This window comes from Marinimicrobium sp. UBA4509, assembly GCF_002388575.1.
Taxonomy (GTDB): Bacteria; Pseudomonadota; Gammaproteobacteria; order Pseudomonadales; family Cellvibrionaceae; genus Marinimicrobium; species Marinimicrobium koreense.
This window is the reverse complement of sequence record NZ_DGMV01000064.1, coordinates 63901-85056: the sequence shown is the minus strand read 5'-3', so window position 1 is coordinate 85056 and position 21156 is coordinate 63901. Positions and strand designations below refer to the sequence as shown.

The 21156-nt window shown below is 59.4% G+C and carries 21 protein-coding genes; 4 read left to right on the top strand and 17 right to left on the bottom strand.

Annotated features, from left to right (window positions below; genetic code table 11):
• Positions 1–178 precede the first annotated feature (178 nt).
• From B3520_RS12990 to B3520_RS12910, 17 genes are all read right to left on the bottom strand, one after another.
• On the bottom strand, positions 179–4327 hold the full coding sequence (locus tag B3520_RS12990) for a DUF6701 domain-containing protein (protein WP_286805117.1): 4149 nt from the start codon (positions 4325–4327) through the stop codon (positions 179–181).
• A complete protein-coding gene (locus B3520_RS12985; RefSeq protein ID WP_286805067.1) occupies positions 4327–4728 on the bottom strand; it encodes a hypothetical protein in 402 nt (133 codons plus the stop codon). The genes B3520_RS12990 and B3520_RS12985 overlap by 1 nt, the downstream gene beginning before the upstream one ends.
• Before the next feature lie 19 nt (positions 4729–4747).
• Positions 4748–5521, bottom strand: coding sequence for a PulJ/GspJ family protein (locus B3520_RS12980; protein ID WP_286876205.1), 774 nt, complete (start codon positions 5519–5521; stop codon positions 4748–4750).
• Positions 5521–6000: a prepilin-type N-terminal cleavage/methylation domain-containing protein gene (locus tag B3520_RS12975; RefSeq protein ID WP_286805069.1), complete on the bottom strand. Its 480-nt coding sequence runs from the start codon at positions 5998–6000 to the stop codon at positions 5521–5523. The genes B3520_RS12980 and B3520_RS12975 overlap by 1 nt, the downstream gene beginning before the upstream one ends.
• The gene (locus B3520_RS12970) at positions 5984–6442 is read right to left on the bottom strand and encodes a pilus assembly FimT family protein (protein WP_286805071.1); all 459 of its coding nucleotides are present in this window, start codon (positions 6440–6442) and stop codon (positions 5984–5986) included. The genes B3520_RS12975 and B3520_RS12970 overlap by 17 nt, the downstream gene beginning before the upstream one ends.
• 23 nt (positions 6443–6465) lie before the next feature.
• On the bottom strand, positions 6466–6885 hold the full coding sequence (locus tag B3520_RS12965; protein WP_286805073.1) for a type IV pilin protein: 420 nt from the start codon (positions 6883–6885) through the stop codon (positions 6466–6468).
• Between the two features lie 24 nt (positions 6886–6909).
• Positions 6910–7314 carry a type II secretion system protein gene (locus B3520_RS12960; RefSeq protein WP_286805075.1) on the bottom strand — a complete coding sequence of 135 codons (405 nt, stop codon included), beginning with the start codon at positions 7312–7314 and terminating at the stop codon, positions 6910–6912.
• A 141-nt stretch (positions 7315–7455) separates the two neighbouring features.
• Positions 7456–8025, bottom strand: coding sequence for a hypothetical protein (locus tag B3520_RS12955; RefSeq protein WP_286805076.1), 570 nt, complete (start codon positions 8023–8025; stop codon positions 7456–7458).
• A 4-nt stretch (positions 8026–8029) separates the two neighbouring features.
• Entirely contained in the window at positions 8030–9250 is a 1221-nt protein-coding gene (locus B3520_RS12950; protein ID WP_286805078.1) for a type II secretion system F family protein, read from the bottom strand.
• Complete coding sequence (locus B3520_RS12945; RefSeq protein WP_286805081.1) at positions 9250–10986, bottom strand: GspE/PulE family protein; 1737 nt, start codon at positions 10984–10986, stop codon at positions 9250–9252. Before B3520_RS12945 ends, B3520_RS12950 begins: the two co-directional genes overlap by 1 nt.
• 1 nt (position 10987) lies before the next feature.
• Positions 10988–12067, bottom strand: a complete 1080-nt coding sequence (locus tag B3520_RS12940) for a hypothetical protein (protein ID WP_286805082.1) — start codon at positions 12065–12067, stop codon at positions 10988–10990.
• A gap of 275 nt (positions 12068–12342) precedes the next feature.
• Positions 12343–13260, bottom strand: coding sequence for an ExeA family protein (locus tag B3520_RS12935; RefSeq protein WP_286805083.1), 918 nt, complete (start codon positions 13258–13260; stop codon positions 12343–12345).
• 13 nt (positions 13261–13273) lie between these two features.
• A complete protein-coding gene (gene mshL, locus B3520_RS12930) occupies positions 13274–15022 on the bottom strand; it encodes a pilus (MSHA type) biogenesis protein MshL (RefSeq protein ID WP_286805085.1) in 1749 nt (582 codons plus the stop codon).
• 11 nt (positions 15023–15033) lie between these two features.
• On the bottom strand, positions 15034–15363 hold the full coding sequence (locus tag B3520_RS12925; protein ID WP_123637773.1) for a hypothetical protein: 330 nt from the start codon (positions 15361–15363) through the stop codon (positions 15034–15036).
• Positions 15356–16033: a hypothetical protein gene (locus tag B3520_RS12920; protein WP_286805087.1), complete on the bottom strand. Its 678-nt coding sequence runs from the start codon at positions 16031–16033 to the stop codon at positions 15356–15358. The genes B3520_RS12925 and B3520_RS12920 overlap by 8 nt, the downstream gene beginning before the upstream one ends.
• The gene (locus B3520_RS12915) at positions 16026–16655 is read right to left on the bottom strand and encodes a hypothetical protein (protein ID WP_286805088.1); all 630 of its coding nucleotides are present in this window, start codon (positions 16653–16655) and stop codon (positions 16026–16028) included. The genes B3520_RS12920 and B3520_RS12915 overlap by 8 nt, the downstream gene beginning before the upstream one ends.
• Entirely contained in the window at positions 16655–17605 is a 951-nt protein-coding gene (locus B3520_RS12910) for an MSHA biogenesis protein MshI (RefSeq protein WP_286805089.1), read from the bottom strand. Before B3520_RS12910 ends, B3520_RS12915 begins: the two co-directional genes overlap by 1 nt.
• A 217-nt stretch (positions 17606–17822) precedes the next feature.
• Here B3520_RS12910 and trmL point away from each other — a divergent pair, with 217 nt between their 5' ends.
• The 4 genes from trmL to mnmC form a co-directional block, all read left to right on the top strand.
• Positions 17823–18290 carry a tRNA (uridine(34)/cytosine(34)/5-carboxymethylaminomethyluridine(34)-2'-O)-methyltransferase TrmL gene (gene trmL / locus B3520_RS12905; RefSeq protein ID WP_286805090.1) on the top strand — a complete coding sequence of 156 codons (468 nt, stop codon included), beginning with the start codon at positions 17823–17825 and terminating at the stop codon, positions 18288–18290.
• Between the two features lie 90 nt (positions 18291–18380).
• Positions 18381–18845: a flavodoxin domain-containing protein gene (locus B3520_RS12900; protein WP_123637778.1), complete on the top strand. Its 465-nt coding sequence runs from the start codon at positions 18381–18383 to the stop codon at positions 18843–18845.
• Complete coding sequence (gene fldB, locus B3520_RS12895) at positions 18842–19363, top strand: flavodoxin FldB (protein ID WP_123637779.1); 522 nt, start codon at positions 18842–18844, stop codon at positions 19361–19363. Before B3520_RS12900 ends, fldB begins: the two co-directional genes overlap by 4 nt.
• On the top strand, positions 19360–21156 hold a 1797-nt coding region (gene mnmC, locus B3520_RS12890; protein WP_286876203.1), incomplete at its 3' end, for a bifunctional tRNA (5-methylaminomethyl-2-thiouridine)(34)-methyltransferase MnmD/FAD-dependent 5-carboxymethylaminomethyl-2-thiouridine(34) oxidoreductase MnmC. The genes fldB and mnmC, both read left to right, overlap by 4 nt.

Sequence of the window (21156 nt, the reverse complement as noted above, 5' to 3'; positions counted from 1 at the left end):
CGTGAACCCATCCTTGGGGGCTTCTCGTCGGCATCCATGCCTCCGAGAGTCTGCAATAGGTGTTCCTCGCTGATACCTCGGTGCCACATTTGAACTTCAGCACCCGTAGGGTGGATCGGTCCGACGTCTCGGAGCGCGAAGCGCGTCATCCACCGAAAACCTTAAAGCTCAGCACGCCCTACTCCAGAACCTCTCGCCAATAAATGATTCGATCGTGCCCCCGGTAAGAACCAAAACCGATGTTCGCCGGCGGCATCTGAATATCGTTCAGAAAATCACCGTCCTGATTCCAGTCGAAGCGCAGCCAAGGGCGGTTGGTCAGGTCAAGCTCGATATCGAACGAACCGGTATTGCCCTCCCCCGGTGCGGTGAAGTAGTGATCGGAATCACTGCTACTGAAGTTGACCCCCACCCCGTCGAGACTGGCGTATTGACCCGTGGTGCTGCCGCCGCCAACAGGAACCGTGCGGTTACTGTCGTCCACCAGATTGCCGGTCGGCTGATAGGTTATCGCTTCCCGGGGGATGCGGGTGCAGCTGTCATCGACGTTGCGGACAAATTCTGAACCGTTCCAGTATTCGGTATAAAAAGGCACTGGCAGGTCAACGACTTCGGGGCCAAAGGCATCATTCAAACGGAGCCGGCCAAAGCGCAGGTTGAGCGGATCACCCAGAGCGACTGCGCTGCAGTTTCCCGCTGCTGCGCAGTCACCGCTGGTGTTGGCATTCATGTCCAGGTCTACCATTGGACGGCCATCCAGTGAATCCATCAGGGTCAAACCCCATTGCAAGTCCGCCCTGGGACCATCCGGGAGTGTATTGGATGCTCTTAGAAAAGCGGCGCTAGAATCAGTTACTGTAAGTACCCCGCCGCTCCAGCCGGCCTCGTTCTCCGCCTGAACCCTCCCGCTTAATTCGCTGCCATTGGCGGCGTCATCGTTTTCGGCGACGTAGCCAGGGTTCGCGGTGCCCGCATACGCCAGAGTGGTATCGTCGTAGTTGCTTACCACAGCGCCATTCAGGTTGCGGGCACTGACGGTATAGGACAGGTCGATCGCAGCCTGATGCATATAGCTGAAGGATCCGCAGGCATCGCTGACGGTGCTTCCATTCAGCGTATAGTCGTATGGATAAAACCGGCCCACGGGATCACTTTCGGTCACTTCCACCAAGTCGCCCACACCGAGATAATCGTCACCGACCAAGCGGGGTTCCAGAGTAATGGTGCCCACATTATCCCAGCTCACCCCATCGCCAAGCGCTACGCCGTTATCTTCGCGAGTCAGACTCCCTGCACCGCCCAGGTTTCCGAGGCTGCCGCCCGAGGGGTAAACCAATTCACTCAGTTCAAGACGGACGCTCTGTGCTGGCGATTCATTGCCGAAGTTGGGAGTCAGTGCGCCATTGCTATTCCGGGCTTCGACCCGCACTGAGAACGGCTCTCCCGACGCCACGAAACCAGCTCCGGACCCCGTACCGCCGGGATTGGATTGCCCCGCAGCGCCCTGCACGTCGGTCACGACCAAGGTGTGGGGTTTGACGATAAAGCGATTACTCTGACCGACCAGGTCCACCGCCGGTTGCTCGCCCTCTTCTGGCAAACTCAACTGTGCCCAGAGGCGAATATCACCCACGTCGGAGTACTCCAGCGGAATGTCCGCGTAGCCTTCGTCATCAAAGCCGAGAGAGACGGGCGAGTAGGCCGGACCTGCACCGGCATTGTTCGCCTGAATGAAGGTTGATGCCAGGCTAAGGGTTTGGCCCGCACGGCAACTGCCGGGGTTGATACACTCATAGCCCAGCTGCACCGTACGGGTCTGGTTGTCCACTCGCGCCTCGCAGGAGCCGGTTTCATCATCGGTGCGCACCGCACGAATGACCGGATTGAGGTCTTCGGTGCCGGCCACCTGATTGGGCAGAGGCCCACCGGAGCGATCCCCGTAAAACACCAGCCCGGTATCAGCAAAGTTCACCGGGCCGGAGCTGCCGGAAGCTGTGCCATCGGTCACCGACAACCCCACCTCAGCCGGGCTGAGTTGACGCAGAAAGGCGGTAAAGTTGTTCTCCGAGCCTGAAAAAACATAAGTGCCATCACCAACCCAGGCAGTATCTCCCGAATCCGGCACCGGATCGGCCAGCAAGTCCACTACTGTGCCCGCGGCGGGCACAACCGCATTGCCAGCGCTGTCCCTGGCGGTAATCACTACCGGTAAGGCTTCACAGGTCACACCGTTATTGGCGTGCACCAGGGTGTAGGAGTCGACTCGGTTACCGGGGCAATGATAGAGACCGGTGGCGGTGCCATTTGCGTTACCGATAGGAATCGGCACAAAGCCGCTCGTAGCGCCAGGCGCGTCCCAGCGCAGCCGGATTTCAGAATCGATAAATTCCTCGAAATATTCCAGCTCAATATCGTAGCTCTGCCCTGCTTCCAGGTTCACAACACCACTGGTATCGTTGGTTGCTGGCTGAGGAGCCCACTCATCGATGACCAGATCACCGTCTACGCGAAGGCGAACACCATCATCAGACCGGGTCTGAAAACGATAGCCGCCTGTTTGCGTGATGTGTAACCGTCCGCTCCAGCGTACCGAGAACTCATCGTCGCCCACCCCGGCTACCCCAGGACCGCCCAGTCCCCAATCGAAGTCCACCGGGCCATCAACGCGGGTGCCCTCAGGTGCGCCCGCCAGATTCATGTTGTTATAGAACTCGCCAAAGAGCCCAGGCACCGGCGTTCCGGTCGGACAAATACTCTGGCTGCAAGGGTGTCTGGCCTGAAAAATCGCCTGCACTTCAGACTCTGTCAGCACTCCTTCGTAAATACGGACCTCATCAAGCTGCGCTTGAAGATAATTTAACGCCACGCTACTGCTGGTGTTTTCTACTCGACCAATGCTCGAGAAGCCGTTGCCAATAATGCCTGTTCCGGTGGTTCCTCTGCTGTCCAACGCGCCATTGATGAAAATCTGATACTCACCACTTTCGTGATTTCGCGTAAGCGCCACATGTGTCCAGTTTCCTGTACTCACCTGAGCATTCGAAACCGTTGTGTTATTATTTCCCACCGTCAAGCCAATCCGCCCCTGCGGATTCAACCAACCCCAGAAAATATCGTCGGCGCCCCCGTTCTCCTCTATACCAGCCACAGCCGGGGAGGACCAGGCCGTCGAGTTGCCGGTTTGTGTGGTTTTAATCCAGAACGCCATGCTGGCGGTGCGATTGAGGGTTCCGGATAAACCCGGCACACTCAGATAATCATCTACTCCATCAAACTCCCCATATCCGCAAGTACCCGGATCGCCTGAAAGCGCCGGAGCAACATCGGCCGTATCAGCGCCGTTTTGCGCTGTCGCGTTATTGCCATTGCCACTGCTGTCGATCACCTCACCTGCGGTACCGCTCCAACCAGCTTCGTCCATCCGCCAATCCGCGATTAAGGTCGCAGGAGTGCCACCCGTAGGATCGCAAAACGGCGTATAGTCCAGGTCAGGTGCTATGGCACTTGGATAACTGACGATAGTCTCTTGAGCAAGCTGTACCTCTTCCGCAGATAAGGCCCCGTTAATAACCACTTGATATTCGGTTGTTATTAGCCCATCAGCATATAAAAATCCTGTGATGGCGGAGAACTGTCTGACAGTGATCGAACCCTTTGCGTAGATAAAAAGCTGTCCTGGACTGAACCCAGACGTAACCATGTCATAACCAAGTACAACATCACCGTCGACAAATATCCGGACCGGGTCCGAGTTTCCACCTTGCTTGGTAACCTCGGTTTCCTGACCAAGCGTCATATCACCAGTAATCCAATAATCCCCGGACCGAAAGCGGACTTCGGATTGATAACCAGTGGACAAGGCTCGCATTCGATATTCACCACCTTCACTGTTGAAGGTAGCTCTCACCCGTTGGGGAACGGTTATATTTACATACTGACCAGCATTAATGTTCGTATTGCCCCCTGAAGCCGTGACAGAGCCCGAGCTACCGTTGCTTTGAAGAACAGCAACGGAGCTCGGGGTACTCGGATAACCCGTTGCCTGGCACGTACCCGAGTCGCAAATAGCTTGCCCCGGCGAGGACTGCTGTATCAGTTCTGGTGTAGAGATAAGACCACCGCCACCGTTAATTTCAGCCTGGTAACCTGCATTGACACTCCCAGTTGAAGAGTGACTTTGAACTCCGTTAGTGAATACCGCGTCACAGGCGACGGACCAGGCCAGCGGAGAGAACAGCAAACTCCCAATGAAAAGAAGAAAGCGTGCTAAGACGCACGAAAATTGGAAACAGGCGAACCGAGTGTTGAAACTGAAGAAGCGTCCCATCAAAACCTCGCCTGAACCGTCAGAGAGCGCACTGCTCGCGTGGGACCACTGCCGCATTGACTGCTGGCGGAAAGGTTGTACAAGCCCGGCTCCGCCAGCTCACACTGAACTTGTGCCGTGCACAGGTTAAGACCGTTGATACCGGAGAAGTCGATACTGGTATTCAGTGAAGCGCAGCGATTATCAACCGGGGGGCGAGCGTTGGCATTGGGGTAGAACAATTCACTCAGGCCCCGCTGAACCGCGCTTTCTGCTGCGTACAGCGCCTGCACGGTAACCACCTCCTGAACACTGGCAATACCGCTTTGGCTTGTAGTACGCCATAACGCCAGGGAGGCGAAGCCCATCACGACGATAATAAACAGCGCAACCGGCAACAGAAAGCCGTCCTGCTTCCGCATAGCACGATGTTGAAAAAGATCAGGGGACATTGCGAATCAATACCTCCTGCTCAAAAATCATGGTTTCACCGCCCTCGCTGAAGGCGACGTTCATCTGCAACAACACATTGCGACTATCACTCGCGGCAGACAATACGAAGGGACTGCCCGAGGCCTGAGCGTTGCGGGCCAACAGATCAAAGTCACTGCCAGGATCAACGTTTGCCGCCGTACGATCCTGCGCGGGATAAAAACGCAGTTGACCACCAAACAGGCAGAAGGCCTGGGGTTGATTGAGCAGGAAAAAGCGCCGCCCAATGGAATTGCGCTGCCAGGTCCGGCTGGGGAATGTCACCTCTGTGGTAGTGCGGCTGTTGACCGGCGCCAGCGACACCGGGCTACCACCATACAGCTCGCCGCTGTCCATCGCACCGATACTGAGGTAATCCGCGGTGCCAAAGTCCACCGAGTGCGGCGCGGTCTGGATCGCGGTGTGAGGGGGCGCGCCATTGGCCGCATCGGGTACCGGCTCACGGTAGATACCGCCACCCGCCACCGGCATAAACTCCACACAGTCGCCATCATTGGTAATCCGCACGCTGTAGGGCATGGCACCGCGAATCTGGCGGGTCATCCGCTCCAGCGCCTGTCGGGCGGTATTGACCAGTGCCGCCCGGGCCTGGGTTTGCCGATAGCTATCTGTGGCACTGACGATAAAGCCGGTGCCGATGGTGGCCACCAGCGCAAGCACCACGATGACCGTGATCAATTCCACCAGGGAAAACCCGGCTTGTCGTGACCGGCACCGGCACATCAGAAGTTTGTCCTGTAGGCTGAGAGGGTGAGTGATTCGCCGCTGGGCGCGGTGGTGGTCACGGTAATCCGCTTGGCCCAGCGGTTGTTGGTCAGCCCCAACTCACTCCCCGCAAATTCAACCGCGACGGTACGGTTGTATCCAGGATACGGTGAATCGGTGTCACCATCAAAGCTGCTGACACCACCCGCATCGGCACAGACCGGCGGCGAGGGTCGACCCGGCGGGGCCTGACTATCGCAGGCCGGCACTCCGCCGGGCGGCGTATTGGCATCGTAGGGCTGTGCCAGCACCACATCCAGTCGGGACTGGGTGGATTCGAGCAGCCGCACCCGCACCAGCGGGTCCACGCTGTTGATCACCGAATATCGATAGACGCCCAGCAACGCCCCGAGCGCCAGTGCAATCACGGTGATAAAGACGATCAGCTCAATCAGGGTAACACCGCGCTGACGACGCAACTCAGGGCGTATAGGCATAGCCGCTGGCCTCCACACGTACGGTGGCCGACGTCGAACCGCGGGCCACCACAATCTGTCCTGGATCGGTCCGGCCCAATTTATCAAAGGAGTAGGTGCCCGTTCCGGCCGTAATGGTTACCCCTTCGGGCAGCGTCAGCGGAAAGGTTCCTCCGGTGGCAACCACGGAAGTGCCGTTTTCCGTCACATTCAGACTGGACTGGACAACATTTACTTGGATGGAATTGCTCGTGCTGGCACGGGCCATGGCCAGTTGTTGCGCGGTAAAGAAGGCGGACAGGACCTGGTCGCGAGCGGATTGGATGGCGGCGGCGTCGGTGCTATAAAAGCGGGGCACTGCCACCACGCTGATAATGCCCAGCAGGATGATCACCGCGATCAGCTCGATCAGGCTGAAACCCGATGACTTCCGGCCATTGTACATTGCGCGCGCTGAGGGCATGGTCGGACCTGTTGCAGAGGACGTTAGGAGCTGCTTGGGTTGATTCCGTGAAGCGTAAAGCTGGCGCGGATAGCGTTGTCGGATTCATCGACAACGTCGCACTGAACAGTAGCCATATGCGATACCGTGCCATCGCCGGACCCGGCCGCTTCAATCCGATAGCCTGCTGGCAATCCGCTTACCAACAGAAAACGGGCATTCCTGCAGGCGTTCATTGGGAAGGCCGATTGGGAAATAGCCGCTGGATACTCTTCCCTCAAAATAAAGGTAGCCAAATTGGAAGAGCTAGCGGTCGACAAAGTCGCTGCCAACTCCTCTGCTGCCACCCTCTTCGCGGACGATGAGAAATCAATCAGCTTGGGAAGCGAAAATGCAGCCAAAACTGCCAAAACAGTAATGACTGCAATCAGCTCAACTAGAGTGAAACCTTTAAAGCGGCCCACTCAGTTATCTCCGCGCCTACTCGATTATGGAGCCGCAACGCCGTAAACGGTGAAGTCCGCCTCGGCCTCAGTATTAGCCACATTGGGAGAGTGAACGGTACACGTTACGTTTGCACCATCACCAACCGCCAAGGACTCGATCTCATAGTTTGCGGGTAGCGCTCCCCCCTCCAACAGACCGGCCGCATCGGTACAGTTCTCAATCGTGACAGGAGTTGGCGCATCCTGTATTCCCGCATCAGTCGCGACCGCTGCAGCATAGTTCAATGCACTGGCACTCGCCAGGTTGCCCGCGACTCCATCAACAGCCGCTTCACGAGCCGCATCCGACAAATCCACAAACCGGGGCACTGCCACGGCGGCGATAATGCCCAAAATAACGATTACCGCAATCAGCTCAATCAGAGTAAAACCGGATTGTTGTTTCATAAGAGAACTCCATTAAAGGTCATGAGTTATTGTAAAACCTGTAAAAACCACTGCTGGCGCCGAACTCCGCACTTGGCGCATGTTTTCACCTAATATAGGTGAATTCAACTTCCATGCCAACACTTAAACCGATAAAAATCGTCATTCCAGTGACGAGCTGAGCAAAACCCGGCCATCAAACGGAAGATAGTCAAAATATCGACGACCACTGTCGCCAACCAATTGACGGTAGCGACAGGCGCTTTCCCGCCCCTCGCCCACCTTGGCCACCCCGAAGACCGCATTGGGCGCCAAAGCCCCCTCCAGGCTGACAGGCGGTGCCTGATGCAGAAACGCCCGCCAAAGATCCAGACACTCCTCGGGGTCAAGACGCCCGTCTGCGGCCTCGCGCCGGGACCGGGTGTTCACCGGCCAGCCCTGAGGGTTCAGGTAGACCCTGATGTCCGAAGCATCTTCCAGCCCCACAGGCATCGTCGGCAGCTCGCTGAATACGACCACATCCCGCTCTGTCTCACCTTGTGCCCGCTGAATAAACCAGTGAGCCCGCACTCCGGACACCGCCGTTTTGAAGTTCTGGGCTGCCAGCTCAAAACTCAGCCGCTGCACATCTCCGGCCATGCGGCCATACAGACCCAAAGCGAACACCAGTACGATGCCGATCAACGTGGCGATCAACAACCATTCAAACACCCGCTGGGATTTCCGGCTCATAGGCTCACTGCTGAATGTTGTACATTTCCCACATGGGCAGGAAGATGCCCAGGGCGAGAATCAGGACAAAACTTGCCATAATGACCACCATGATCGGTTCAATACGATCACTCAGACGCTTGGTATCGTAATCCACCTCCCGCTCATAGAACTCGGCCACTTCCGAGAGCAGTTGGTCCACCTGGCCGCTCTCCTCCCCCACGGCGATCATCTGCAGCACCAGTGGCGTAAACATGCCGCTGGTCATATGGGTCTGAAACAGCCCTTCACCGCGCTCCACACCGGCCCGAATCTCACGGATCTTGTCACCCAGCCAGGGGTTATCAATGGCCCGGGCACAGAGATCCAGCGCCTGGTTGACAGGCAGACCGGCCCGCAACATCACGCTGAACGAACGCGCATAGCGGGCCATGGAGGCCCGTTCGATAATGTCGCCGATCACAATCAGGCCAAGTTTTTTGCGGCCCCAGACTCGGGCCCCCTTATCGGTTTTGATATACCGACGAAACCCGTAAAAACTGCCCACGGCGACAAACAGCAGATAGGGCCAGAAAGCGACAAAGAAATCGGACACACCCACCAGAATGCGGGTTGGCAACGGCAGGTCCGCGCCAAACTGGGAAAACATATTGGCAAAGGCGGGAATCACCTTCACGTTGATGACCATGATGGCGATGGCCAGGGCGATCAATACAAAGCTGGGATAGCGCAGCGCCGCCTTGATGCTCTTGATGGTTTCCTGGTCCCGCTCCAGATACTCACTCAACTGCTTGAAGGCGCTCTCCAGAGAGCCACTGCCTTCCCCCACACTCACCACGCTGATAAACAGGTTGTTAAACACGTTCGGGTGGTGACGCATCGCTACTGATAATTCCAAACCGGATTCCAGACGGTCGGCAATGTCCTCCAGGGTATTGCGAAAGGTCACATGGCGCAGGTTGGCGGCCAGGCCGCGAATGCCGCGTACCAGAGGCACGCCCGCCCGGGTAATGGTGTACATCTGTCGGCAGAACATGATCAGGTCAACAGTTTCTACCTGCCCACTGTGGCGCCACTCCTGCCAGCGCTCAGACCAACTGGGGCGGTGTTCATAGGGCTCGATGGCAATGGGCGTCACCCCGCGCCCGGCCAGTTGGCCAGCGACGGCGTCGGGGCTGGGGCCTTCCAGTTGGCCGGATACGGGGCGACCTTCGGCGTTGCGGCCTTTGAACTGGTAGAGGGCCATCAGATCAGCTCTGCCTCATCTTCGATCTGTGCTGAGACTTTCATGACTTCTTCGAGGGTGGAGATGCCCTCAATCGCATAGTCGAGTGCGCTGTGACTGAGGGGGCGATAGTTGGGGCTCTGCTGGGCCGCTCGGGTAAACGCATTCAGGCTGTTGTCCCGCAGCGCTTCAGCCATGGCACCATTGACTTCCAACAATTCGAAAACCCCGACCCGACCCCGGTAGCCGGTATTGTGGCAATGGGGGCAGCCCGCCCCCTGTTTAAACTGCACCTGGCTGAGATCGCGCCCCTTCGCGATGGCCGCCAGCAGTTGGCGTTCGTTGGCATCCGGCTCGTGATCCTGAATGCAACTGGTACAAATGCGGCGCAACAGGCGTTGGGCCACAATCGCCTTGAGTGCCGTGGCCACCAGGTAGGCATCGACGCCCATATCAATCAGACGCAGCGCGGAGGTCAGGGCATCGTTGGTGTGCAGGGTGGACAATACCAGGTGACCGGTCATGGCCGCGCGCAGGGCAATTTCGGCGGATTCCGCATCGCGGATCTCCCCCACCAGCAGAATGTCCGGGTCCTGGCGCAGTGACGCCCGAAGCACACTGCCAAAGGTCAGGCCGATACGCTCGTGCAATTGCACCTGGTTGATACGTGGCAAACGGTACTCCACCGGATCTTCCACGGTAATGATCTTCTTCTCGGGCTTGTTGAGCTCCGAGAGCGCGCCGTACAGCGTCGTGGTTTTACCACTGCCGGTCGGACCAGTGACCAAGACCAACCCGTGAGGGCGAGCAATGATTTTACGAAACCGGTCGACCAGCGCGGGGGGCATGCCGACCTTGCCGAGAGGCAGTACGCCATCAGTGTGGTCAAGCAGACGCATCACCACCGACTCGCCAAATTGCACCGGCATGGTGGACAGACGCACGTCAATATTGCGGCCTTTCACCTTCAGATTGAAGCGCCCGTCCTGGGGTTTGCGCTTCTCGGAAATATCCAGCCCGGACATCAGTTTCAGACGCACCACCAGGGCCGGGGCAATGCGCTTTTCGTTCATCACCTGCTCGAGCAACACGCCGTCGATGCGGTTGCGAATCCGCAATACGGTTTCATCCGGCTCGATGTGAATGTCCGACGCTTTGGCGGTGATCGCCTCTTCAAAAATTTTCTGCAACAGCTTGACCACCGGCGCATCGCTGTCGGTCGCCTCGGCGGCGAAATCCGTCAAATCGATCGCGGAGCTTTCCAGCTCTTCATCCAGTTCTTCGGCCAGCGAGGCAATTTCACTCGCCTGACTGTAGGCGATATCGAGCACATCCAGCAGCTCGGACTCGCGGACCACCGCCGGTTTGATCGTCTGATCGAGCTGGCGGGTCAGTTCATCCAGACAGAAAATATCCGTGGGGTCGGCCATCCCCAACAGCAGACCGTCGGGATCTTCCCGCAGCGGAAGCACCCGATAACGACGAGCACTGGTTTCCGGCAAGCGCCGGATCAACTCCTGGTCAAACCGGAACTGACGCAGCTCGACGAAGGGAATATTCAACTGATCGGACAGCAGGTTGAGCAGTGCATTCTCGTCCACGTACCCGAGATCCACCAGGGTGTTCCCCAGCTTCCGGCCGCTCTGCTTTTGCTCTTCCAACGCGTGGGAGAGCTGGTCGTCGGTGATCATCTGCTGGGCAACCAGCAGATCCCCGATGCGAATACGTTTGCGAGTGTTCTGTTGAGTATCAACCATATCAGGGTTCCCGGTTTTCGGTTCGACGGGCCAGTGCGTCGACACGCCCCTCCAGGTACCGGCGAATGGACTCACGGCCATCGTAAGCGCCACTGGCCAGCGCCTGTTCGAAGGCTTGCAGTGCCGCCGCCGCTCGCTGGCGGGCATCTTCCGCCAGCCCCAGCCCCAACCAGTAGGCCGGCTGTGCGCCAAAGTCATTCAGTAACTGCCGGTAATGATTGGCCGCTTGCTCGTGTCGCCCCTGCTCATAATTCAGGCGCGCCCACAAAGCGCGGTAAGGCTCATTGCCCTCAGCATGTTCCGCCGCGTTCTCCAATAGTGCCAGCGCCCGGGCATTATCTCCACGTAGAGACCAGAGCTCAGCGCCCAGGCGCGCGTGTTCATCATCGGACAATGCCCGTGATTCGTTCAACAGTTGCTCTGCCTGTGAGTCGTTACTCTCTTGCAGGTAGAACTCCACCAATGCCACGGTGCTCACCGTCGGCGGCACCCTATCTTCCGGCCACTGAGCGAGCGTCTGCTCCAGAAAATGCCGGGCCCGGCTACGCTGATCCCGAGACCACCACTGGCGCGCCTGTTGCGCGCGCCGTCGATCTTCGCTGGCAAGATCGAGTTGTACATTGAGCGAGGAGGCGTCTGCCGCCTTCTCGGTTTCCGGCTCCGTACCTTCGCTTTGCGAACGATTTCGCAGTGTCTCCAATCGGGCTTCGCTGTTCTGCATCCCCGACAACTGCGGATCGACCGAACGAGCCCGACGCAGAAATTGCTGGGCCTCATCCAGAGCCTCCCGGTCCATGGCCGCTTCAGCCAGCTCCCGATAACGCTGGGCAATCGCCGCCAGCCCGGCGAGCGCCTCCGGATGATCAGCACTGAGGGCTAACACTTGCTGATAATATTCATACGCATTGTCTCCCGCCGGGCGCGTCAACCGGTCCCGGTCCCGGGCCTGGCGAGCCTTGTCGAGCAGCAGCTGAAGATCCTCTGAGAAGCCGGAGTCCTGCGACTCATCTGGAACCGCCTCAACGGGTTCCTGAGTCAACGGTTGACTCAATGCCGCCTCTACGTCCAGTGTTGCCGGCATGCGGGGCTCCGGCTCAGCGACTGTGGATTCAGCCACCGGCGCAGAATCGATTGCTGGCATCGGTTGTTCTGTCATCGGCGCACTGCCTTCACCGCCCGCTCCAACCAGTGACCAAAACACCAGTGCGGCTATGACCAGTGCCACGAGAACGGCCAGACCCGCACCAACAAAATAGCGCGATTGCATTGGCTGAGTGCGGTGCGTCGATGGGCCGGCCGGGTTCGGGGAGGTACCGCCCCGTCGATCCAGGTCGCGCAGCATGTCATTCATCAGACTCACGTCGTGCCCCCGTACCACCAGAGCCCCACGCCCACCAACAACAAGGAGACCGCCAACCAGGGAGTCCAACCAAAAGGCGTGACGGACAGCCAGCGCCCCAGCCGACGACTTTCGGTGGTATCCTTCACGGCCCTGGCCACCTGCGCCCGACCTACCATGGAACGTCCCTGACCGAAGCTGACCAACAACGCCTTGTGGGCGAGCACATTGATCAACCGGGGAATTCCCCCGGATGCGCGATGCATCAGCCGGACCGCGCCCCGGGTAAACAGCGAGCACCCCCGATAACCGGCGGACTGCAGACGAAAATCGAGATAGTCGGCCAGGGTGCGGCGATCGATGGTACCGAGGGTTTCCGAAAACACGATTCGCTGTTTCAACTGACGCAAGTCGCTGCGATTGAGCACATCTTCCAACTCGGGCTGCCCCAACAGAACCACCTGCAACAGTTTGCTTTTTTCCGTTTCCAGATTGGTCAGCAGACGCAAGGCTTCGATGGTCTCCCGGGGCATGGCCTGGGCTTCATCCACCACCAGTACCACGCGCCGTTTCTCCGCGGCGAGTGCCACCAGCCGGGCGTAGATCTCATTCAGCAGTTGATAGGCGGGCATATCGGGCGAGGACGGCACACCGATTTCCTGGGCCAGGAAGCCTTTCAGTTCGTCCGGCGTCAGGTAGGGGTTGGGAATGTACGCGGTAAGAAACTCCGGCCCCAGGCTGGCCAGCAGCTTGCGGCACAACAGGGTTTTACCGGTGCCCACTTCCCCGACGATTTTGATGAACCCTTCGCTGTGTCGCAGGGCCAGCAATACCGTATTGAGCACCGCCCGATGGGCGGCGCTGTCGAAGAAGAACTGGGTATCGGGGGTGAGGGAAAACGGCATCTCCCGCAGCCCGAAGTAGTCCTGGTACATGACCGGCTCCGCGCTATTGCTCCCAGAGGTCGCGATAACCATCGCCCATCTGTTGCATGCGATTGCGACTGCGATCGAGTTCGTCCTGCCAGGTGCCATCATCTACCACCACCGGACGCAACAGAATCACCAGTTCGGTTTTCTGGCGGCTACGCCCCTGGGTTTTGAACAGGCTGTTGAGCAGTGGAATATCGCCCAACACCGGCCGCTTGCCATCGGTGTCCCGGGTATCCTCCTGCATCAGGCCACCCAGCACCACCACCTGGCCGCTGCGCGCCCGGACAATGCTGTCCGACTCGCGAATACCCCGTTGTGCCAGAGGCAAGGCGAACTCCTCGCTACCGACGGTAAACACTTTCAGTTGGTCATTCACTTCACTGACCACCGGATGAATGTGCAGGATCACCTCGCCGCTGTCGGCGATTTGCGGGGTCACATCCAGGGCAATACCACTGAAGAAGGACGACAGTTCGATATTGGGCGTGCTGGTCACCGACGCCACATTCGAGGTGGTGTTATTGGAGATACCGGTCACAAAGTATTCATCGGAGCCCACTCGAATCAGCGCTTTCTGGTTGTTCACCGTGGACACTCTGGGGCTGGACAGGACCTGCACGCTGCCCTGAGTTTCCAGCAAGTCGAGCAGCTCGGTTACATCACCCACCTGCAGGACGGAGGTAAACAGGTTTTCAGTACCGCGTTGCAGTTCTTCCAACCCGGAAATCTGACGGGAACTGCTTCCCGGCGGAATGGTGGTGACGGCCGAATCCTGCTCCGAGTAGCTGGTCGAGCGCAGCCGATTATAGCCGTAGTCCAACTGCCCGCTGATGACGCCCCAGTTGATCCCCGCCTGGAACCCTTCGTTCAGACGGACCTCCAGAATCTTCGCTTCCAGAATCACCTGACGCCTTACGCTCAGCTCGGAACGCTCCAGAAATTCCCGCACCGCATTCAGCTCATGAGGCATGGCCTTGACCACCACCATACCGGCCTGGGGGCTGACCATCACCATCTTGTCGCCACCCTCACCGCCGACAATGGCGGACACCGACTGGCGCAGCGATTGCCAGAAATCGGTGCGGTTCATGGTCTGCACCCGCGCCCCCGGGGACACCTCAGACCCATTGGTCGAACTGCCGTCTTCACCGGCGAGCAGGCCCAGCAGGTTGGCACTGTCATCGCCGCTGCCCGAATTATTGCCGGAACCGCGATTGTTGCGGTTATTGTTTGATGATTCACTGCGACCGATCGACAGGTTGGTGTCCGACACCCCCACCCGCTGAACATCCAGGTAGTTCACATGGAACACCTGAGTCTGAAGCTCGTTGGGATACACCGTGTAGATATTGCCCGAACGCCGGTAGTCATAACCGTAAATGTCCCGTGCCACTTCCAGCACTTCATCCACCGTGACTCCTTTCAACTCCAGCGAGAGACTGCCACTGACATCGGGGTGCACCACAATGTTGGTGTCTGAGTCCTGCACCAGCCCGAGAAAAAACGCCTTGGCGGGTACATTGCGCACTCTGACATCAAACCGCTCCGGAGCCACCTCCTCGCTGCGACGGCGCTCTGGAACCAGTGCCTGGCTCACTTCCTCGGGTACCGTCTGAGCCTGCTCACGCTGCGCCTCGGCCACCTCACTCATTTCACGCTCAGCCGCCAACTGCGAATCGCGCGGCCCAACACAGGCCGTCACCAGGACGACCGCCATCAGCGCGGCGGCGGTGTGCATCGTTCTTCTCAGAAAATGCGGATCCATAATCGTTTGCCTCATTGCTCCGCGGGCCTCGTTCGACGTACGGATTCATCGTTCAAATTCAAACGCCACTGCCGGCCGCTCTGACCGACAATCACTGAATGGGATTCAACTTGCAGCAGGCGTACCCCCCCGGTGTTGGCAATCATCTCGCCCGCCGTCAGGGACTGTCCGTTGATGATCGCCAGGCGGCGCGAGTCGCCCGCCATGATTGCGTTCAGCGTCAGGGACACCGACTCGCGGCTGGCCCGGTAATCCAGGGGGCGAGTGGGGTCGCGCTGACTGTCCGCCCACACCAGCGCCGACCACCCGATCAGACAGGCAATGCACAATAATCTAGACACCGAGCAGACCCTCCTCGGCACTCAGGGTATAAACCCGCAATCGAATATCGCCCACCGGGTAGTCCATCACTTCGTAATCCAGACGATCCCAGTAGAACCGCCAGGGCAGCCCTTCGAGCCGGCGCAGGAAACTCAACACTTCAAAGAAGTCACCGCTGACATCAAGCTCGACACTGTGTCGAAAAACACCGGTCGCCGTTTCAACCGGTTCCGCCGCTTCAGTGCCATCTGCGGCCTTGGTCAACGGCAGTTCCTCAACGGGAAGCGTGCGCACCCGTCGCAGCTGCAGCTCGGTGGTGGAAATCAACACTTCCTGAAGAATCTGCGGCAGTTGATCCGCACTGACCAACCCCTGGGAAAGGCTCGCCAGACTCGCATCCAGCTCATCCAGTGTCCGCTGCAGTTGCTCCAACTCCCTTGCGGGTCGGTTGTCCGCCTCGGTGCTCATCAGGGCGGCCAGCTGTGCCTGCTGGGCATCCCGATCGTTTGCGACGGCGGTGCGCTGCTGTTCAATCTGCTCGCGCTGACGCTCCTGAGGCAACTCAATCAACCATTGCCAGAACCCGATCAACACCGCGATCAGGCATAGCAAGAGCAGTACCCGCTCACGCAGGGAATAGGCCTCCACCCGCTCGGCCCAGCGCTGCCAACTCTGCTGCCAATCAGTCACGCGATCGCCCTCCCCGTGCGTTGGTCTCGTCGGCCTCGGCGCGCTGCACCGAAAATATCAACCCCGGTCCCCGGTCATCCGGCTCCCGCGCCACTTCCAGTACGCCGAATGACACGCTGGCGAAGCTCTCATCCTGACGCAACTGCTGTAGATACAGCGGCACCTGTTCCGGCTTGCGCACCCGGCCGGCCAGCTCGACGTACTGCCCCCCGGATTGCAGCGAAAACTCCGCCAGCGCCAGATCATCCATGGCATGGCGGGACAGGCTCAACAGTTGCCCGGAAAACCCCTCGGCGTTGCCGAGATTCTGCTGGGACATCAGGCGCAGAATCTGCTCCCGCCGCTGAATTTCCTGACGCAAACGGGCCACCTGCTCTTCCACCGTCGCACCGCGACGGGCGGGCAGTTCGGCCATGAGCCGCTGCACCTGTTGTTGTAATGTCTCCAACTGCGCGCGTTCATCCGTCAAGCGGGCCTGGAGCGAATCGGTGTACGCCGCACTCCACAGCGACAGGCCGATAATCAACACCAGAACCACCGCGATCGCGGCGATCATCTGGTTCAGGCTCAACCACACCCGACGGGGGTGAAACTCCGGCAAATACAGATTGACCTGTTGCATCAGTCCCCCTCCGTGAGTCGCAGCGCGGCGCCGATGGCGGCTAGGCACAGCGTCAGGGTGTGAGACTGAACCTGATCGCCCAGTGTCAGCGACGACTCGATGTCCAGCAACGAAACCGGCATCGGCAAGCCATTGGTCAGTGATTCAGTGATTTTATCAGGGCTGAGGTTTTCCCCGATCAGACAGATCTGGCCGGGCGGCGGCTGGCGCATCTGGCGTTCGAAGTAATCCAGGGAGCGTTGGATTTCCAGTAACAGGACATCCTCCGGCAGATCTTCCAGCAGCCCACCTTCATAGGGCACATTAAAGCGGCGGGCCAGGTGCAGGTCGTCACCGCGGACGATATGCAGACTGCCGGTGCCACCGCCCAGCTTGACCAGCGCCACCCCCCGGGCCGTGTCGCACAACCGATACACCAGGTTGCGCAACGCCAACTCCGGAATATCGATCACCTGGAGATCCAGCCGGGCGTCCGCCACCTGAGCGATACGCTGTTCAATCAGATGGCGATGGGCCACCGCAACATAGGCCATGCGCTTCCCGCCGCGGCTGCGATCCTCCGGCAACAGAAAGGCATCCAGTACCGCCTGGTCGGCGGGAAAGTCAATCAGGTCGCGAATTCGCCAACGCAGGGCCTCGCGCAGCTCCGAGGTCGGCACGGCCGGAGCCTCAACCAGGAGCAGATTGTAGTCTTCCCGCCCCAACACCAGGTGACAGGCTTTACGGCGCAACCCCAACTGCTCCACACGCTCCTCGAGCAGCCGACCTTGACGCTGGCTATCGCTCTCGGGGAGCCACTCAGCGGCCTGGAGAAAAGGTCGGGCCGTTTCGCCCTCACCGGCATGAGTCTCAATGGGATGGGCCTCGGCGCAGACGAGCGAAACCCCGCCCTCGTTGAATTGGACGCCAACTGTACCTGTACTGGATGGTCGTTTACGAAATAAGCTCAACGGCTGGCCACCTGGGCTTCCCGAGTTATTGTTGACAGAGGCAATAAACATGCCTGAACGCTGGTATTATGACGCATCGAGCGCACTAAGTCCCGGCGAACCACACAATCGCCAAGAAAATCTCGCCTTGAAGACGCTTTATATTTCTTTTTGTTATAACCAGCGTCACGAGGCCCGGATCTTGCGCACAATAGTACACGAAATCGGCTGAAAACCAATGTTCCATATTGTTTTATTTGAACCGGAAATACCGCCCAACACCGGCAATATTATTCGTCTGGCGGCGAATACCGGCTTTCACCTGCACCTGATTGAACCCTTGGGTTTTGTGCTCGATGACAAACGGCTACGCCGCGCGGGACTGGACTACGGTGAGTGGCAGTCCCTGAAAACCTATCCGGATTGGCCCAGCTTCCTGGAGCAGGCGCAACCGGCGCGACTGTTCGGACTCAGCACCAAAGGCCACCGTTACCCGAGTGAAACGACGTTCGAAGCGGGGGACTACCTGCTGTTCGGCCCGGAAACCCGAGGGCTACCCGCGTCCATTCGGGACGAGCTGGGCCCGGACCATCTACTGCGCATCCCCATGGTGGCCGACAGTCGCAGTATGAACCTTTCCAATGCGGTGTCCGTAGTGGCCTATGAGGCCTGGCGTCAATTGGGGTTTCCCGGCAGCCACCGCTGACGCCAACTCCAACAGGCTGGTATCATGCCCTGCTCAAAGGGCGCCAGCCTGATCCAGCATTCGTACCACAGTTGATTAGCAAGGGGACTCATGAGTCAAATCCAGATATTGGTGGGTAGTGTCACCGGCAATGCCGAAGGCATCGCCGAGCTCGCAGCAGAGGAACTGCAACGCAAAGGCCACCAGATCAGCATCAACAACTTTGCTCAGGTGGAAGACCTGGTCCGAAGCCCCGATGAAATTTTACTCATCTGTACCTCCAACACCGGCGCCGGCGACCTGCCGGACAACCTGCAGCCGCTGTACGTTCAGATGACCCGCGAGTATCCCGCCATTGCCGGGCGCCAGTACGGCCTGATCAATCTCGGCGACAGCAGCTACACCACCTTCGGTGAAGCCGGCCAAGCCATCGACGATGCATTCGCCGACCTCGGCGCGCAGCGAATCGGCGAGCCTCTGGTGCTGGACGCCTGCAGCGGCGACGACCCCGAAGAGTCCGCCCGGGAATGGCTTGAGCAGTGGGCGACGCTCCTGCCGGATGGAGCACCGTCATGAGCCGTGCCGCCATCGGGCTGTTTTATGGCAGCTCCACCTGCTACACCGAAATGGCGGGCGAAAAAATCCGCGCGGTACTGGGTGAAGACCGGGTGGATATGTTCAACATTGCCGATGAACCGGTCATCACCGCCCAGTTTTACGACTACCTGATTTTCGGCATCCCGACCTGGGATTACGGGGAGTTGCAGGAAGACTGGGAGGAGATCTGGGAAGAGCTGGCGGAGCTGGACCTGCGCGGTAAAGCGGTGGCGCTCTACGGACTGGGGGATCAGATCGGTTACCCCGAATGGTTTCTCGACGCCATGGGCTACCTGCACGCGCAACTGCTGGCCCGGGGCGCCCGCCCCTGCGGCTACTGGCCCCGGGAGGGCTACGAATTTGAGGCCTCTCAGGCACTCACCCCCGAGGGCGATCAGTTTGTGGGGCTGGCACTGGATGAAGAGAATGAGTTCGATCTGACCGACGAGCGCATCGCACGCTGGTGCGAACAGATTACCCGGGAGTTCGGCCTGTGAGCGACGCCCCGGAGACCGGCACTCCGGGGCCGGATCAGAACCTGGAAACCGCTCACCTGCAATGGGATGAGGCGGGTCAGCCAATCTCCACCCGGTTCGACGACGTGTATTTCTCCCGCACCGACGGACTGGCCGAAACCCGTCATGTCTTCCTGCACCACAACCGTCTGGCCGAGCGCTTCCAGGCTCTGCACGAACAGCCCGTGACTGAACGCCGCTTCGCCATTGGCGAAACCGGCTTCGGCTCGGGCCTCAATTTTCTGGCTGCCTGGCAACTCTGGCGACAAACGGCCCCTGACGATGCCCGCCTGCACTTTATCAGCGTGGACCGTTTTCCCCTGCAGCGAGACGACCTGCAACGGGCCCTGAGCCTGTGGCCCGAACTCAGGGCGCTCGCCAATGAACTGATCGATCAATACCCACCCACCGTGGGCCCGGCGTTCCACCGGTTACATCTGGACCGGGGGCGAGTGATCCTGACACTGATATTTGATGATGCCCAGAGTGGCTTGGCCCAGCTACTGAGCAGCGATCACCCTGATTTCATCCACTCTGGCCCAGCCCTGGACGCCTGGTTTCTGGATGGCTTCGCACCGGCCAAGAATGCCGATATGTGGACTCCGGAACTGTTCACTACCCTGGCTCATCTGAGCCGGCCCGGCACCACCCTGGCCACCTTCACCGCCGCTGGAGTGGTCCGGCGCGGCCTGGCCGCTGCGGGCTTCACGCCGGAGAAAGTGCCCGGCTTCGGCCGCAAGCGGGAAATGCTCACCGCTCAGTATTCAGAGCAGCAACCGGCAGCGGTACCCCAGACACCCGCCTCACAGGCCTCAGCCCCCCACCGCCTTAACCGCAAAAAACCCGCCCTGCCCTGGGCTCTACCCTCCCGCCCGGGGCTTGGGCCCGATGCGCCGCGCACGGCGCTGATTGTCGGGGCCGGATTGGCGGGCTGTCACAGCGCGCGGGCGCTGGCCGAACGGGGCTGGCAGGTGACCGTTCTGGAGCAACACCCCCGTGCCGCGCAGGAAGCCTCCGGCAACCCCCAGGGGCTGCTATACGCCAAACTTTCCCCCAAGAACTCGCCTCTGGCACGTTTCAATGTGCTGAGTCTGAGCTTCGCCCAGCGTTTTTATCGGCCCTACTGGCCAAACGGCGCCGCGTGCGGATTACTGCAGGTCGCCACCACTGACAAAGAGCGTCAATTACAGACCCAAATTGCCCAGCGTTACGAGGCTACGCCAGAGCTGGTCCGCCCAGTTAGTGCCGCCGAAGCGGGCGAGCTCGCCGGCCTGCCAGTCCCCCAGCCTGCCCTCTACTTTCCCCAGGCGGGATGGTTGAGTCCGGCGACGCTGTGTGAAGCACTACTCGACCACCCCAATATCACTCTGGGAGGCGAGACCACGATCACCGAGCTCAGCCGGCAGGGAGAACTCTGGAGCGCCCGGGACCTGAACAACCGCGAGCACCGGGCCCGCATCGCGGTATTGGCAAACGCCCGGGCGGTGCGACGTTTTTCCCAAACCGCCGCCCTGCCCCTGAAAGCCATTCGCGGACAGATTACCCAAGTGAACGCCACAGACCGGAGCCGGCAGCTGAAAGCGGCACTGTGTGGCGATGGCTACCTCGCTCCCTCAGACGGCGCCCAGCACTGCCTTGGGGCCACGTTCAATCTGCACGACACCGATACGGCGATAACGGAACGGGATCAACAGCAGAATCTGGAACAACTGGCGCAATTTGGCCCCGAGATCGCCAACCTCTTTGCGGATCAACCATTGGCCTCACTCGGGGGA